Origin of the sequence: Polynucleobacter sp. GWA2_45_21 (genome assembly GCF_001830325.1) — a bacterium.
Taxonomy (GTDB): domain Bacteria; phylum Pseudomonadota; class Gammaproteobacteria; order Burkholderiales; family Burkholderiaceae; genus Polynucleobacter.
Map to the genome: position 1 here is coordinate 662,972 of NZ_MHZG01000001.1, position 13,238 is coordinate 676,209.

Consider the following 13,238-nt stretch of genomic DNA (forward strand, 5'->3'; position numbering starts at 1 on the left):
TATATGTTACGCATCATTTCTGCCAACCTCAACGGTATCCGTTCTGCGGTCAAAAAAGGCTTCATGCCTTGGGTTGTAAAACAAAAGGCCGACTTTGTCTGCATGCAGGAGCTCAAAGCTCAACAGGATGACTTAGAAGATGCCATTCTCAATCCGGATGGGTTACACGGCTTTTTTCATCATGCTGAGAAAAAGGGCTACAGCGGCTGCGGCATCTACACCCCACATCAGCCTGACGAGGTGCTCTATGGCTATGGGAATGAAGAATTTGATGCTGAAGGGCGCTATGTAGAGGCTCGATTCAAGAAGCTCTCAGTAATCTCGGTATATATGCCCTCAGGCTCCAGCTCACCAGAAAGGCAAGAGGCGAAATATCGCTATCTGGATTCTTTTCTACCGCATCTGCTTGAACTCAAAAAGTCAGGACGTGAGATTGTGCTGTGCGGGGATGTAAATATTGCCCACAATGAAATCGATCTGAAAAACTGGAAAGGCAACCTGAAGAACTCAGGATTTTTACCAGAAGAGCGTGCTTGGCTGACAAACCTATTTGGCAAAGTCGGTTACGTAGATGTCTATAGAAAGCTAGAGCCAGAAGCGACCGATGCCTGCTACACCTGGTGGAGCAATCGGGGTCAAGCGTATGCAAAGAACGTGGGCTGGCGTATCGACTATCACATCACCACTCCAGGAATTGCAGCAAGCGCTAAAAATACTGCGGTGTATAAAGAGGAGCGCTTCTCAGATCACGCACCACTCACAGTAGATTACGACTGGTCTATTTAGCGACCTGTGAGTCGTGTTTTTTAAATTCCACAACTTTGAAATGAATAGTCAGCCAAATCAGAATTAAGACCGGCGCGCCAATAATTGCCGTGCTAATAAAAAAGTTTGAGTAGCCAAAAGCATTAACAAAGACACCTGAAAATCCAGCCAACCACTTTGGCAAAAGGAGCATCATGGAACTAAACAATGCGTACTGGGTTGCAGAGTATTGAATATTCGTCAGCGCCGACAAGAACGCAATAAAGGCGGCCGAAGCAATTCCGGAACTCAGGTTATCGGCAGAAATTACCCAGATCAAGCCATGTAAGTCATGACCCTGAGTGGCAAGCCAGGCAAATAATAAATTGCTAACAGCCGATAAAATTGCACCCAACAACAAAATGCGCATCACACCAAAACGTAAAGTGAGCACACCTCCAAGGAAGGCGCCGACTAATGTCATCACTACGCCAAAGACTTTACTAACAGCTGCCACCTCATCTTTGGTGTAACCCATATCTACATAAAAGGGGTTAGCCATGATGCCCATAACCACATCACTAATGCGATAGATGGCAATTAAGGACAAAATCAAAATTGCGTGCCAACCATAGCGTTTAATAAAGTCGGAAAATGGTTCAATCAAAGTTTGATGCAGCCATGCTTTTGCATTGCGAGCTTTTGCCAGCTCAATACGAACAGGCTCTTTACTAAACAAGGTAGTGACCACACCGACGCCAATCGAGAGCGCCATACAAAGATAGGCAAATTGCCATGCAGCAGGATCATAGCTGGCTGAGCCTGACTCAGCGCGGGCAGCCAACCAAAGAACGCCAGCACCAGCCCAAATTAAGGCGAGTCGATAACCTGTTTGATATGTGGCCGCTAAAGCTGCTTGATGATCGCTATCAGCAGACTCGATCCGAAAAGCATCCAGGGCAATATCTTGAGTGGCAGAACCAAAGGCAACCAGGAGTGCGCACCATACAACCGGCGTGAGCTGAACTTTGGGATCAATACTAGCCATACCGAGCAGACCAAGAACAATTAGCAGCTGCGCAAAAAGCAGCCAGCTACGTCTTCTGCCAAATAATGTTGATAACAAGGGAATGGGCAATCGATCTACTAAAGGTGCCCACATCCATTTAAACGCGTAGATCAAACCAACCCAAGTGAGATAGCCAATAGTGCTGCGATCAATGCCAGCCTCTCTTAGCCAAAAGCTCAAGGTACCCAAAATAAGCAGCAGGGGTAGACCAGCGGAGAAGCCCAGGAAGAGCATTCGGAGGCATGGCCATTCGAGATAAACCCGAAAATCTTTCAGCCAGGACTGAAGGCTACTAAGCACGTCGAACGCGGAACAGCGCTAGGCTTCCAAAAAGATTGGGCATCAAAGTAACCTGGCGACCCTCATGCAAGATGCATTGATCCAGAATTTGCAGGCCCAAGCTTGAGGCTAATTTTTCAAAGTCAGCAACAGTCAGAACGCGTACATTGGGTGTGTTGTACCACTGGTAAGGCAAGCTTTTAGAAACTGGCATATGGCCAAAGCCAACCGCTAGGCGATGAGACCAATGGCCAAAATTTGGGAAAGAAACAACTGACTCTTTGCCAACGCGCACCACTTCACGCAGGATCTTTTCAGTTTCATGAATGGTTTGCAGTGTTTGGGAGAGTACGACCGTATCGAAACTATTATTCTCAAAAAGCGCCAAGCCGCCTTCAAGATTTTGCTGAATGACGTTCAAGCCTTTTTGCACGCAAGAAAGTACGCGAGCGTCATCTATCTCAACACCATAGGCATGCACTGGCTTTTGTTTCTGCAAGTACTCCAAGAAACTGCCATCGCCGCAACCAAGGTCAAGCACCTCGCTATTAGGAGCAATCCAGTTCGCTATTGCGGCAAAGTCAGCGCGCTTCATGATTTAGCCTCTAGCATTTGTTCGAAATAAGCACGAATCAGATTGTGATAACGCGGGTCATCCAATAAGAAAGCATCATGCCCATGTGGCGCATCAATCTCTGCATAACTCACTTCACTCTTATTGCTGAGTAAGGATTCCACAATTTCGCGACTGCGGTTGGGAGGAAAGCGCCAATCCGTAGAAAAGCTCACAACTAAAAACTTGGCTTGCACTTCGGCTAGGGCACGATTCAAGCTGCCCTCGTAACGACGAGAAGGGTCAAAATAATCTAGCGCCCGAGTAATGAGCAAATAGGTATTGGCATCAAAGTAAGTAGAAAACTTATCACCTTGATGACGCAAATAACTCTCCACCTCAAATTCCACATCAAAGCTAAAGCGATAGTCGTGAGACTCGCCATTTGGTCTTTGTAGTTCACGCCCAAACTTTTCCGCCATGTCATCGTCAGAAAGGTAAGTGATATGCCCAACCATGCGAGCCAATCTGAGGCCCCGCTTAGGCACTACACCATGCTCGTAGTAGTTGCCTCCATGAAAATCTGGGTCAGACAAAATAGCATTACGCGCCACTTCGTTAAATGCAATGTTCTGTGCGCTGAGTTTTGGCGTAGATGCAATTACCAAACAATGTGCAAGGCGTTTTGGGAACTGGATGGACCAAGCCAGTGCCTGCATTCCGCCCAAGCTTCCGCCGATAACTGCAGCAAAACGACGAATGCCCAACTTATCAGCCAAGCGCGCCTGAGTGTTGACCCAGTCTTCAACCGTAATTACTGGGAAGTCTGCGCCATAGGGCTTACCAGTAGCCGGATTAATACTCATGGGACCTGTGGATCCAAAACAAGAGCCTAAGTTATTGACGCCAATAACAAAGAAATGATCCGTATCAACCGGCTTACCCGGTCCAATCATGTTGTCCCACCAGCCAATATCGTTTGGATCATCTGGGTTGGGGCCGGCTACATGATGCGATGCATTCAATGCATGACAAACCAGCACGGCATTACTTTTATCGGCATTGAGTTTGCCGTAAGTTTCAATTACTAAATCGTAGCCCGATAAGATGGCGCCACTTTGCAAAGGCAAGGGCTCGGCAAAGTGGATGGTATTTCTAGAGAGGTGTAGCTCGCTCATTCGGACAGAAGAATGCGAAGACTAATATCAGATGCTTCCGTTGGCAGCTTCTTAAAGCCACTGCGTGCAAATCGGTGCCAGCGCCCTAGCACGCAACTCATCAACATAGCCGCTCGGATGCTAACCTCATCTTGACTAACATTCGCCCAAGCTCCGCCTTGAGTTTGAGCAATGCGCAAAGACTGCTTTAGAGATGCCTCCACGCGGTCTAGCACTTGTGTAATACGCTCTTGCAGGCGATCATCCTCTTGCAATAAGGCATCACCCAAAAGTACGCGAGTCATGCCAGGATTCTTTTCTGCGAAGAACAACAACATCTGCAAAATCCCGCGCGCTTGCGCAAGGCCAGACTCTTCTTTTTGATTAATCTGATTAATCAAGCCAAAAACGGTTTGCTCAATAAATGAAATCAAGCCCTCAAACATCTGCGCCTTACTAGCGAAGTGTCGGTAGAGTGCTGCTTCTGAAACTTGAATTTTTGCTGCTAACGCTGCAGTGGTTACGCGCTCACCCTTCGGGTTTTGCAACATCTCAGCCAATACTTGCAAGATCTGTAAACGGCGCTCGCCAGGGCGTGGGCGCTTGCGTGTCTTACCCTCTTCGGCAACTGTCGCCTCGATCTCTGATGCAGTAGGGTCTAAAGAATCACGCATGTCTATATCTCTTATTGGTCTCTTAGCGGGAGCGAATCATTGTTCCAAAAGCCTGCTCTGTCAGAATTTCTAACAATAAAGAGTGCTCAATGCGTCCATCAATAATGTGAACTGAATTCACGCCACTCTTTGCCGCATCCAATGCAGAGGAAATCTTCGGCAACATTCCGCCCGAGATCGTGCCATCAGCAAAAAGGCCATCAATTTCACGCGCAGTCAGGTCAGTTAAGAGCGTACCGCTTTTATCCATCACACCAGGGATATTAGTCATCATGACCAATTTCTCTGCATGCAAAATTTCCGCCATCTTGCCAGCGACTAAGTCAGCATTGATGTTGTATGCCTGACCCTCTTCGCTAAATCCAATTGGAGAGATCACCGGAATAAAGGCATCGTCTTGCAATGCTTTTACAACTGCCGGGTTAATGGCTTCAATCTCACCAACAAATCCTAAATCAATAGTGCCGCCAGCGTTCTTCTCATCGGCAACAAACATTTTCTTGGCCCGAATCAAGCCGCCGTCTTTACCAGTTAAGCCAACCGCCTGACCACCAAAGTGGTTAATCAACATCACAATATCCTGCTGCACTTCGCCGCCGAGAACCCACTCCACCACTTCCATAGTTTCTTCATCGGTTACGCGCATGCCCTGAATAAAGGTGCCCGTCTTGCCAATCTTTTTGAGGGCCTCATCAATTTGTGGGCCGCCGCCATGAACGACGACAGGGTTCATGCCAACCAGCTTCAGCAGGATGACATCACGAGCAAAACTTTCTTTCAGGCGCTCTTCAACCATCGCATTTCCACCGTACTTAATCACAATAGTCTTACCGTGATATGCACGAATGTAAGGCAAAGCCTCGGCCAAAATCTCCGCCTTCAGTAAAGGTGAGATTTCGCTAATAGATGGGGATTGCTTGGTCATTGCTACTTTTATATTCAGTCTAGTAATTAATCGCCAAACAACTTTTGACGAAGTTCGCGACGCTCTTGCGCCTCAAGTGAAAGATTGGCTGTTGGGCGAGCAATTAAACGGTTCAAACCAATCGGCTCACCAGTCTCTTCACACCAACCATAATCACCGGACTCAATACGGGCCAAAGCCTGCTCCACTTTTTTCAATAGCTTGCGCTCACGATCACGAGTGCGCAACTCGAGCGCATGCTCTTCTTCAATCGTTGCACGATCCGCAGGATCAGGAACCAAAATGTTTTCACGCAAATGCTCTGTGGTCTCAGAGGCATTTTTCAAAATATCGTCTTTTAAGGTCAGAAGCTTTTGACGGAAAAAATCCAACTGAGCCGTATTCATATAGTCCTTTTCGGACATCTTGAGCAATTCAACTTCTGTTAAAGGGGCACCCTTAGCAGCCTTTGCACTTGCAGCCTTACTAGGTGCTTTTGCTGTAGCCGTAGATTTCGTTGGTGTTTTTACCGTCATTTCATTCTTTCCATGGTTCTAAACCATTATTACTTCATTCTGCCAAACTTTTACCGCCCTTTTGCCAATATTTACCAATATTGACCGTGGCGCCGGATTGTACTTGATATTTCCTAGGCCAAACAGCCTTCAAGCCCAGCCAGCAGGGTGTCTTTAGGTAAATCGATGCCAATAAAGACCATCCGCGTTTGCTTCGGCTCGGCACCCCAAACACCCGCTAAATCGCTCCCCATCATCTGATGGACGCCCTGGAACACGACTTTTCGGTTACTACCCTTCACATAGAGCACACCTTTATAGCGCAACATCTTCTCTCCAAAGACCTCCAAAATACCCCCCAGGAAGTCCTCTAATTTTTTATGGTCAAAGGGTTTATCACTACGAAAAACGAAGGATTGGATGCGGTCCGTATGGCCCGCATGGCCATGATGGTCGTGACTATGGTCATGCCCACAAGTGCTGTGATCATGGTGGTCATGGCTATGATCGTGGCCACAAGTAGCGTGATCATGGTCATCTTGCTCCAAGAAGTGCGGGTCAATATCGAGCTTGGCATTCAAATTAAAGCCCTTGAGATCCAAAACAGCATCTAAAGGCACTACCCCCTTAGAAATTCCCTGAATTGGGGCGCGAGGATTCATATGCATTAAACGATTGCGCAAAGCATCCACCTCAGCCGGCGTTACCAAATCCGTCTTAGTAATGAAGATTTGATCGGCAAAGCCTACTTGGCGCTGCGCCTCTTCATGCTCAGTAAGCTGCTGTGGGCCATGCTTGGCATCCACAAGTGTCACCACCGCATCTAATACGTAATGATCTGCAACATCATCATCCATAAAGAATGTTTGGGCCACCGGGCCTGGATTAGCCACACCGGTAGTCTCAATGACTACGCGATCAAAGCTAATCTTTTTATCTTTACGCTGCTCCCAAAGTGAATTGAGCGCCTCTACTAAATCGCCGCGAATAGTGCAGCAAATACAACCATTGCTCATTTGCACAATATTTTCTTGATTGTCTTGAACCAAGATGTCGTTATCAATATTCTCTTCGCCGAATTCGTTTTCAATCACAGCAATTTTTTTGCCATGCTCCTCAGTCAAGATATGTTTGAGCAAAGTCGTTTTGCCGCTACCTAAAAAGCCTGTGAGAATTGTTACCGGAATTAACGCCATGATCGATCCATTCAAAATCTATAAATACATTTCCCAAACGGGAAACCTTCTATCTTACCGAGTTCCTCAAGCTTTGCCAGCCTTTGCGCGAGGATGGGCTTTATCGTATGCCTGCGCTAGGTGCTGGAAATCTAAAGAGGTATAAATCTGTGTGCTGGCAATGCTGGCATGCCCCAGCATCTCTTGTACCGCCCGCAAATCTTGGGATGATTGCAATACATGACTGGCAAAGCTATGGCGCATCATGTGTGGGTGCACATGGGTTGGTAGCCCAGCCCTCATTGCCAAAGTCCGCAGACGCGCCTGCACCGTCCGAGGGGATAAACGCGCACCTGTAGCGGAAATAAATAAAGCCATCGACACATCCGCTTGCTCCAGTTGGTCACGAACCGCACGCCAGACCTTGAGAGATTGCATTGCAGGTCCACCAATCGGAACTGAGCGGCGCTTGCCACCTTTACCCAAAACCGTTACTTCTGCTGCATCCCAATCCAACCATCCTGCAGACTCATGCTGGCGATCCTTGCTTTGCATTACATCTACCCCCAGCAACTCAGACAGTCGTAGGCCAGAGGAATACAGCAAATCAATGATTGCTGCATCACGCACCGTTTCTAAATCTTGCTTTTCTTCAGCCTCTTTTACGGCTTGATTAACCAAGGCAAGAGCTTGCTCAACCGAAAGTGCTTTAGGCAAAGACTTCAAACGTTTGGGAGCCTTCACATCATCTACTGGATTAGCCACTAGGTTTGCAGTGACTCTTCCCGCCTGCGCATCACGACGCGCATCTTTTTCTGTGAGCCAGTCATACCAGCCGCGCCAAGCAGATAGTGCTCTAGCTATCGTGCGAGATGACTTTCCCTTTGAATGTAAGCGGCCTGCCCAGCGGCGAATATGCGCATTGGTAACTTTTAACAACTCAACGGCATCGTCCGCTGCAAACGCTTGCAGCTCACTAAGATCCATGCGGTACGCTTTAAGCGTATGCGGTGATAGCTGCCTTAATACATGCAGCTCGTGCAAATACTCTTGCACTAAGGGATGAAGATCAGCTGGTACTTGGCTCATAAGCTTGGATACGATCCAAAGCTGCAGCAGTAAGTTCAGCAATCTGACGCAAATAAAATGCGCCCATATCTGCAGTAAAGCGAGACTCATCTTTACTTGCTAGCAAAAGTACTGCTGGCGATTGCACCACACCAATACTCTTACCTAATGGCAAACCAATCGCCACCATGCTTTGCCACTCAGGATTAATGCTCACTTGAGTTGCCAGCAAATCAACGCTCGCTGCAGCCAGCTCTTTGGCAGAACCACATAAAGGCGTATCGACCCAAGGACCAAACGCCGTATTTGGCGAGAGAAGTTGTGCCGCCTCCACTTCAAATACTTCCGCTAAACCCGCAGTGACCGCAGACTCAACATCAGCCTTTGTATTAGCGCCCATCAGGCGCAACAACCAGGCCACTAAACTCTGTTGAGTCTTGTCATTTCGACTTCCAAAGTGCAACATCTCGCTAAGACGGCGGTTAAGTTCTTGGTTTTGCGTGCGCAACAAAGTCATCTGGCGCTCTTGCAATGAGATCGTGCGATCTTCATGTGGATGCTTCAAGCGAATTTCATTTAAGAGATTGGCATAGCGCTCAAAGAAACCAGGGGTGGCACGCAACCACTCCGCCACCAATTCTTCTTGCTCGGCCTGCTTGGGATCTATCGCGCTCATGTATGTCTTTCTCGCTTATTTTCTGATTTAACTTTTTAGCTCAGCTTCTTACGTAGCAACTCATTCACCTGACCTGGATTGGCTTTACCCTGTGAGGCTTTCATGATCTGACCCACCAAAGCATTAAATGCTTTTTCTTTGCCAGAGCGGAACTCTTCAACTGACTTCTCGTTAGCGGCCAATACTTTATCAATCATGGCCTCAAGCTCACCACTATCGCTAATCTGCTTTAAACCTTTAGCGTCAATCACTTGATCAACAGTGCTAATTGGCTTGCCTGAAACAGCCTCTTCCCACAGAATCGCAAAGATATCTTTTGCAATTTTGTTAGAGATGGTGCCATCTGCTACGCGAGTTAATAGCGGGGCTAAATGTTCTGCCTTTAGTGGTGCATCTGCAGTAGCAATGCCGGCGCGATTGAGTGATGAGGCAAACTCACCCGCAATGAGGTTGGCTGCAGCCTTTGCCAGCGGCTTACCAACAATAGCCAAAAGTTCTTCAAATACTTTAGCGGTATCTCGATCTTGCGTGAGCAATTGCGTATCGTAGGCACTTAAACCAAACTCGCCTTGCCATTGTTCACGGAGCTGGGCTGGGAGAGCAGGCATCTTGCTACGCACATCAGCAATCCATGCATCATCAATGACTACCGGCAATAAATCGGGATCTGGAAAATAGCGGTAGTCGTTTGCATCCTCTTTACTTCGCATGCTGCGAGTTTCTTGGCGATCGGGATCGTAAAGGCGAGTTTCTTGCACGACTTTGCCGCCATCTTCAATTAATTCAATTTGACGACGCACTTCATATTGAATCGCTTCCTCTAAAAAGCGGAAGGAATTTAGGTTCTTAATCTCGCAGCGGGTACCAAATTCTTTTTGACCCACTGGTCGAACGGATACGTTGGCATCACAACGGAAGGAGCCTTCTTGCATATTGCCATCACACACACCCAACCAAACAACTAGTGTGTGGAGTGCTTTGGCATAAGCCACTGCTTCAGCAGCACTACGCATCACTGGCTCAGTCACAATTTCTAACAACGGTGTGCCAGCACGATTTAAATCGATACCACTGGATGCTTCGCCATGCGGCCCTAAGAAGCCCTCCTCATGAACTGACTTACCTGCGTCCTCTTCCATGTGGGCGCGCGTGAGCTCAACTACCTTGACTTGATCGCCGACTAATATTTCCAGATGGCCGCCCACAACCACCGGAAGATCCATCTGACTAATTTGGTATCCCTTTGGCAAGTCGGGGTAAAAATAGTTCTTGCGGGCAAAAATACTTGCAGGCGTAATCTTGGCATTGACTGCCAAACCAAAACGAATGGCATGCTCAACTGCCTGACGATTTAATACTGGCAAAACACCAGGTAAGGCCAGGTCAACTGCACAAGCTTGGGTATTAGGGCCAGCACCAAAGCGCGTACTTGCGCCACTGAAAATTTTCGATTGCGTTTGAAGCTGTGCGTGAGTCTCTAGACCAATAACGATTTCCCATTGCATCATGCCACCTCGCTTGCTTGACGCAAATGCCAATCAGTACTTTGTTGATATTGATGCGCCACCTGAAGTAAGCGCGCCTCAGAAAAATAATTACCAATAAGCTGCATGCCAATTGGTAAATTATTTGAACTAAACCCACATGGGGCGCTCATTGCTGGCAACCCTGCTAAGTTTGTTGAGAGCGTGTAAATATCTTCTAAATACATCTGCACTGGGTCTTTTGATTTTTCACCTAAACGCCATGCAACATCTGGCGCTACTGGTCCTAAGATGACATCGCACTTTTCAAATGCTGCCTGAAAGTCCGCCGCAATAATGCGACGAATTTTTTGGGCTTGCAGGTAATACGCATCGTAATAACCATGACAAAGCACATAGGTGCCAACTAAGATGCGACGCTTTACTTCTGCGCCAAAACCTTCAGTACGTGACTTCTTATACATATCAGATAAATCACGATATTCATTTGCGCGGTGTCCGTAACGCACACCATCAAAGCGACTCAAATTACTTGAGGCTTCAGCTGGGGCTAAAACGTAATAGACAGGAATAGATAACTTGGTTTTAGGCAAACTCACGTCCACAAGCTGTGCACCTAAGTCTTGCAATGCTTTTGCAGCAGCATTAACGGCATTAGCTACTTCCAGCGCGAGACCTTCTGCAAAGAATTCTTTTGGCAATCCAACTCGCAAGCCTTCTAAAGGTTTTGCTGGATTAGAGGCGCCTTCTTTCCAATTCTGTGTGAGATAGCGTCCGTAGTCCTCGCCAGAGTCAGCGAGAGAGGTGGAGTCACGCGGATCGTGGGAAGACATTGCGGAAAGCAATAGAGCGCAGTCCTCAGCGCTCTTGCCCATGGGGCCTGCCTGATCTAAGGAAGATGCGTAGGCAATCATCCCGTATCGAGATACGCGCCCGTAACTTGGCTTAATCCCAGTCAGCCCACAAAAAGCGGCCGGCTGACGTATTGAGCCACCAGTATCTGTGCCTGTTGCAATCGGAGCTAGTCCAGCTGCCACGGCCGCTGCAGAACCTCCAGAAGAACCACCAGCAACATATTCTGAATTCCAAGGATTTAAGACTGGCCCATAGGCTGAATTTTCATTAGAGGAGCCCATAGCGAACTCATCCATATTGGTCTTGCCAAGGCAAACCATACCGGCACCATTGGGGTTGATTTCATCTGGAATTCCAAGATTAGAAACTACCGTTGCATCAAATGGACTAAGGTAACCCTCGAGCATTTTGGATGCTGCAGTGGACCTCCATCCGCGCGTAACAAACACATCTTTGTGAGCTACGGGAATGCCAGTCAGCTTTCCGCCTTTTCCAGAGGACAATAAGGCATCTGCTTTAGAGGCTTGCTCTAAACTTAAGTGAGCACTTACATCAAGATATGCATTCCAGCGTTTTCCAGCCTCAATACGCTCCAGAAAGTACTTGGTCAGCTCAGTGCTAGAGACCTCTTTAGCGGCCAATGCTTTTGCCATTAAGGCAATGGAGGTTTGGTGCCAGCTCATTCGATCACCCGCGGAACTAAAAAGTAGCCATCCTGCACGGCAGGGGCGGATTGCATATTTTCGGCGCGATGGTCGACTTCGGTAACCGCATCCGTTCGTAAGGGTTGGGCCAAGTCTCGCAAAAAGAGAATGGGGTGCGCCAAAGGTGCCAAGCCGGTCGTATCGACAGCCTGCATCTCCTCAACCAAGGCAAAAACTGCCTGTAATTGAGGCAATACTGCCTCGGCTTCTGCCTGGCTTAAGTCAAGGCTGGAAAGGTGCGCAATGCGCTGGACATCATCAAGTTTCATGGGGCGCTAGAGTATCATTCATATATATATTTTTTAACACTTACTTATTTTCCCACTACATCATGTTTGGTTTTTTCCGCAGCTACTTTTCTAATGACCTGGCCATCGACCTAGGTACCGCCAACACCTTAATTTACATGCGTGAACGGGGTATTGTGCTTGATGAACCGTCAGTTGTGGCAATTCGCACAGAAGGTGGCCCAAGTGGCAAAAAAACCATTTTGGCCGTCGGAAAAGAAGCAAAAGCCATGTTGGGGCGTGTTCCTGGAAATATTGAGGCTATTCGCCCTATGAAAGACGGCGTTATTGCCGATTTCACGATTACCGAGCAAATGCTCAAGCAATTTATCAAAATGGTGCACGAGAGCAAGCTGCTAAAGCCAAGCCCACGCATCATTATTTGCGTACCGTGTGGATCAACTCAAGTTGAGCGTCGTGCCATTCGCGAATCCGCGTTAGGTGCAGGCGCATCACAAGTATTTTTAATTGAAGAGCCAATGGCTGCTGCGATTGGTGCTGGCTTGCCAGTTTCCGAAGCCGCCGGCTCCATGGTGGTTGACATTGGCGGCGGTACAACCGAAGTTGGCGTGATGTCATTGGGCGGCATGGTTTACAAAGGCTCCGTTCGTGTTGGTGGCGATAAGTTTGATGAAGCTATCACCAATTACATTCGTCGTAACTATGGCATGTTGATTGGTGAGCAAACTGCAGAGTTAATTAAGAAAACGATTGGCTCCGCATTTCCTGGGGCTGAAGTTCGCGAGATGGAAGTAAAAGGTCGCAATCTCTCTGAAGGTATTCCACGCAGCTTCACGGTAACTAGCAATGAAATTTTGGAAGCCTTAACTGATCCATTGAACCAAATCGTGACAGCAGTTAAAGCAGCACTCGAGCAGATTCCACCTGAGCTGGCATCGGACATCGCTGAGCGCGGCATGATGCTCACTGGTGGTGGCGCACTATTGCGCGACCTCGATCGCTTGCTGCTTGAAGAAACTGGCCTACCAATTCATGTTGCTGAAGATCCTCTCACTTGCGTTGCTCGTGGTTGCGGCATCGCCTTAGAGCGCATGGATAAGTTGGGCGGCGTGTTCTCACAAGAGTAATTGACT

General features: G+C 47.8%; 14 protein-coding genes. 2 read left to right on the forward strand and 12 right to left on the reverse strand.

All coding sequences use genetic code 11. The features are described 5' to 3' along the window. Window positions 1-3: 3 nt before the first annotated feature. Complete coding sequence (locus A2X74_RS03340; protein ID WP_293628077.1) at window positions 4-786, forward strand: exodeoxyribonuclease III; 783 nt, start codon at window positions 4-6, stop codon at window positions 784-786. Here A2X74_RS03340 and A2X74_RS03345 read toward each other — a convergent pair. From A2X74_RS03345 to gatC, 12 genes are all read right to left on the reverse strand, one after another. Beyond that, a complete protein-coding gene (locus A2X74_RS03345; RefSeq protein ID WP_293628075.1) occupies window positions 779-2,113 on the reverse strand; it encodes an MFS transporter in 1,335 nt (444 codons plus the stop codon). The genes A2X74_RS03340 and A2X74_RS03345 overlap by 8 nt on opposite strands. After that, entirely contained in the window at window positions 2,106-2,687 is a 582-nt protein-coding gene (metW, locus tag A2X74_RS03350) for a methionine biosynthesis protein MetW (RefSeq protein ID WP_293628073.1), read from the reverse strand. The genes A2X74_RS03345 and metW overlap by 8 nt, the downstream gene beginning before the upstream one ends. Beyond that, window positions 2,684-3,823, reverse strand: coding sequence for a homoserine O-acetyltransferase (locus A2X74_RS03355; RefSeq protein WP_293628071.1), 1,140 nt, complete (start codon window positions 3,821-3,823; stop codon window positions 2,684-2,686). Before A2X74_RS03355 ends, metW begins: the two co-directional genes overlap by 4 nt. Further along, a complete protein-coding gene (gene slmA, locus A2X74_RS03360) occupies window positions 3,820-4,476 on the reverse strand; it encodes a nucleoid occlusion factor SlmA (RefSeq protein ID WP_293628069.1) in 657 nt (218 codons plus the stop codon). The genes A2X74_RS03355 and slmA overlap by 4 nt, the downstream gene beginning before the upstream one ends. Before the next feature lie 22 nt (window positions 4,477-4,498). Next, window positions 4,499-5,401, reverse strand: coding sequence for an acetylglutamate kinase (gene argB, locus A2X74_RS03365; RefSeq protein ID WP_293628067.1), 903 nt, complete (start codon window positions 5,399-5,401; stop codon window positions 4,499-4,501). Between the two features lie 26 nt (window positions 5,402-5,427). Continuing rightward, window positions 5,428-5,805, reverse strand: coding sequence for an RNA polymerase-binding protein DksA (gene dksA, locus A2X74_RS03370; RefSeq protein ID WP_293628576.1), 378 nt, complete (start codon window positions 5,803-5,805; stop codon window positions 5,428-5,430). 224 nt (window positions 5,806-6,029) lie between these two features. Next, window positions 6,030-7,094, reverse strand: coding sequence for a GTP-binding protein (locus A2X74_RS03375; protein ID WP_215303995.1), 1,065 nt, complete (start codon window positions 7,092-7,094; stop codon window positions 6,030-6,032). A gap of 63 nt (window positions 7,095-7,157) precedes the next feature. Then, a complete protein-coding gene (locus A2X74_RS03380; RefSeq protein WP_293628065.1) occupies window positions 7,158-8,159 on the reverse strand; it encodes a tyrosine recombinase XerC in 1,002 nt (333 codons plus the stop codon). Then, on the reverse strand, window positions 8,140-8,814 hold the full coding sequence (locus tag A2X74_RS03385) for a DUF484 family protein (protein ID WP_293628063.1): 675 nt from the start codon (window positions 8,812-8,814) through the stop codon (window positions 8,140-8,142). Before A2X74_RS03385 ends, A2X74_RS03380 begins: the two co-directional genes overlap by 20 nt. A 35-nt stretch (window positions 8,815-8,849) precedes the next feature. After that, window positions 8,850-10,319 (reverse strand): Asp-tRNA(Asn)/Glu-tRNA(Gln) amidotransferase subunit GatB, encoded by a 1,470-nt coding sequence (gene gatB / locus A2X74_RS03390; protein ID WP_293628575.1) that lies wholly within the window; start codon window positions 10,317-10,319, stop codon window positions 8,850-8,852. Beyond that, window positions 10,319-11,836 (reverse strand): Asp-tRNA(Asn)/Glu-tRNA(Gln) amidotransferase subunit GatA, encoded by a 1,518-nt coding sequence (gene gatA, locus A2X74_RS03395; protein ID WP_293628061.1) that lies wholly within the window; start codon window positions 11,834-11,836, stop codon window positions 10,319-10,321. Before gatA ends, gatB begins: the two co-directional genes overlap by 1 nt. Next, window positions 11,833-12,126, reverse strand: coding sequence for an Asp-tRNA(Asn)/Glu-tRNA(Gln) amidotransferase subunit GatC (gatC, locus tag A2X74_RS03400; protein ID WP_293628059.1), 294 nt, complete (start codon window positions 12,124-12,126; stop codon window positions 11,833-11,835). The genes gatA and gatC overlap by 4 nt, the downstream gene beginning before the upstream one ends. A gap of 62 nt (window positions 12,127-12,188) precedes the next feature. On the opposite strand from gatC, the gene A2X74_RS03405 reads away from it, so the two are divergent. Continuing rightward, the gene (locus A2X74_RS03405; RefSeq protein ID WP_293628057.1) at window positions 12,189-13,232 is read left to right on the forward strand and encodes a rod shape-determining protein; all 1,044 of its coding nucleotides are present in this window, start codon (window positions 12,189-12,191) and stop codon (window positions 13,230-13,232) included. Window positions 13,233-13,238 lie beyond the last annotated feature (6 nt).

Coding starts and splice junctions, on each gene's coding strand:
- A2X74_RS03355 (WP_293628071.1), bottom strand. CDS start 3,823: ATGAGCGAGCTACACCTCTCTAGAAATACCATCCACTTTGCCGAGCCC.
- dksA (WP_293628576.1), bottom strand. CDS start 5,805: ATGTCCGAAAAGGACTATATGAATACGGCTCAGTTGGATTTTTTCCGT.
- gatA (WP_293628061.1), bottom strand. CDS start 11,836: ATGAGCTGGCACCAAACCTCCATTGCCTTAATGGCAAAAGCATTGGCC.
- A2X74_RS03340 (WP_293628077.1), top strand. CDS start 4: ATGTTACGCATCATTTCTGCCAACCTCAACGGTATCCGTTCTGCGGTC.
- A2X74_RS03385 (WP_293628063.1), bottom strand. CDS start 8,814: ATGAGCGCGATAGATCCCAAGCAGGCCGAGCAAGAAGAATTGGTGGCG.
- A2X74_RS03380 (WP_293628065.1), bottom strand. CDS start 8,159: ATGAGCCAAGTACCAGCTGATCTTCATCCCTTAGTGCAAGAGTATTTG.
- gatB (WP_293628575.1), bottom strand. CDS start 10,319: ATGCAATGGGAAATCGTTATTGGTCTAGAGACTCACGCACAGCTTCAA.
- slmA (WP_293628069.1), bottom strand. CDS start 4,476: ATGCGTGATTCTTTAGACCCTACTGCATCAGAGATCGAGGCGACAGTT.
- metW (WP_293628073.1), bottom strand. CDS start 2,687: ATGAAGCGCGCTGACTTTGCCGCAATAGCGAACTGGATTGCTCCTAAT.
- A2X74_RS03405 (WP_293628057.1), top strand. CDS start 12,189: ATGTTTGGTTTTTTCCGCAGCTACTTTTCTAATGACCTGGCCATCGAC.
- argB (WP_293628067.1), bottom strand. CDS start 5,401: ATGACCAAGCAATCCCCATCTATTAGCGAAATCTCACCTTTACTGAAG.
- gatC (WP_293628059.1), bottom strand. CDS start 12,126: ATGAAACTTGATGATGTCCAGCGCATTGCGCACCTTTCCAGCCTTGAC.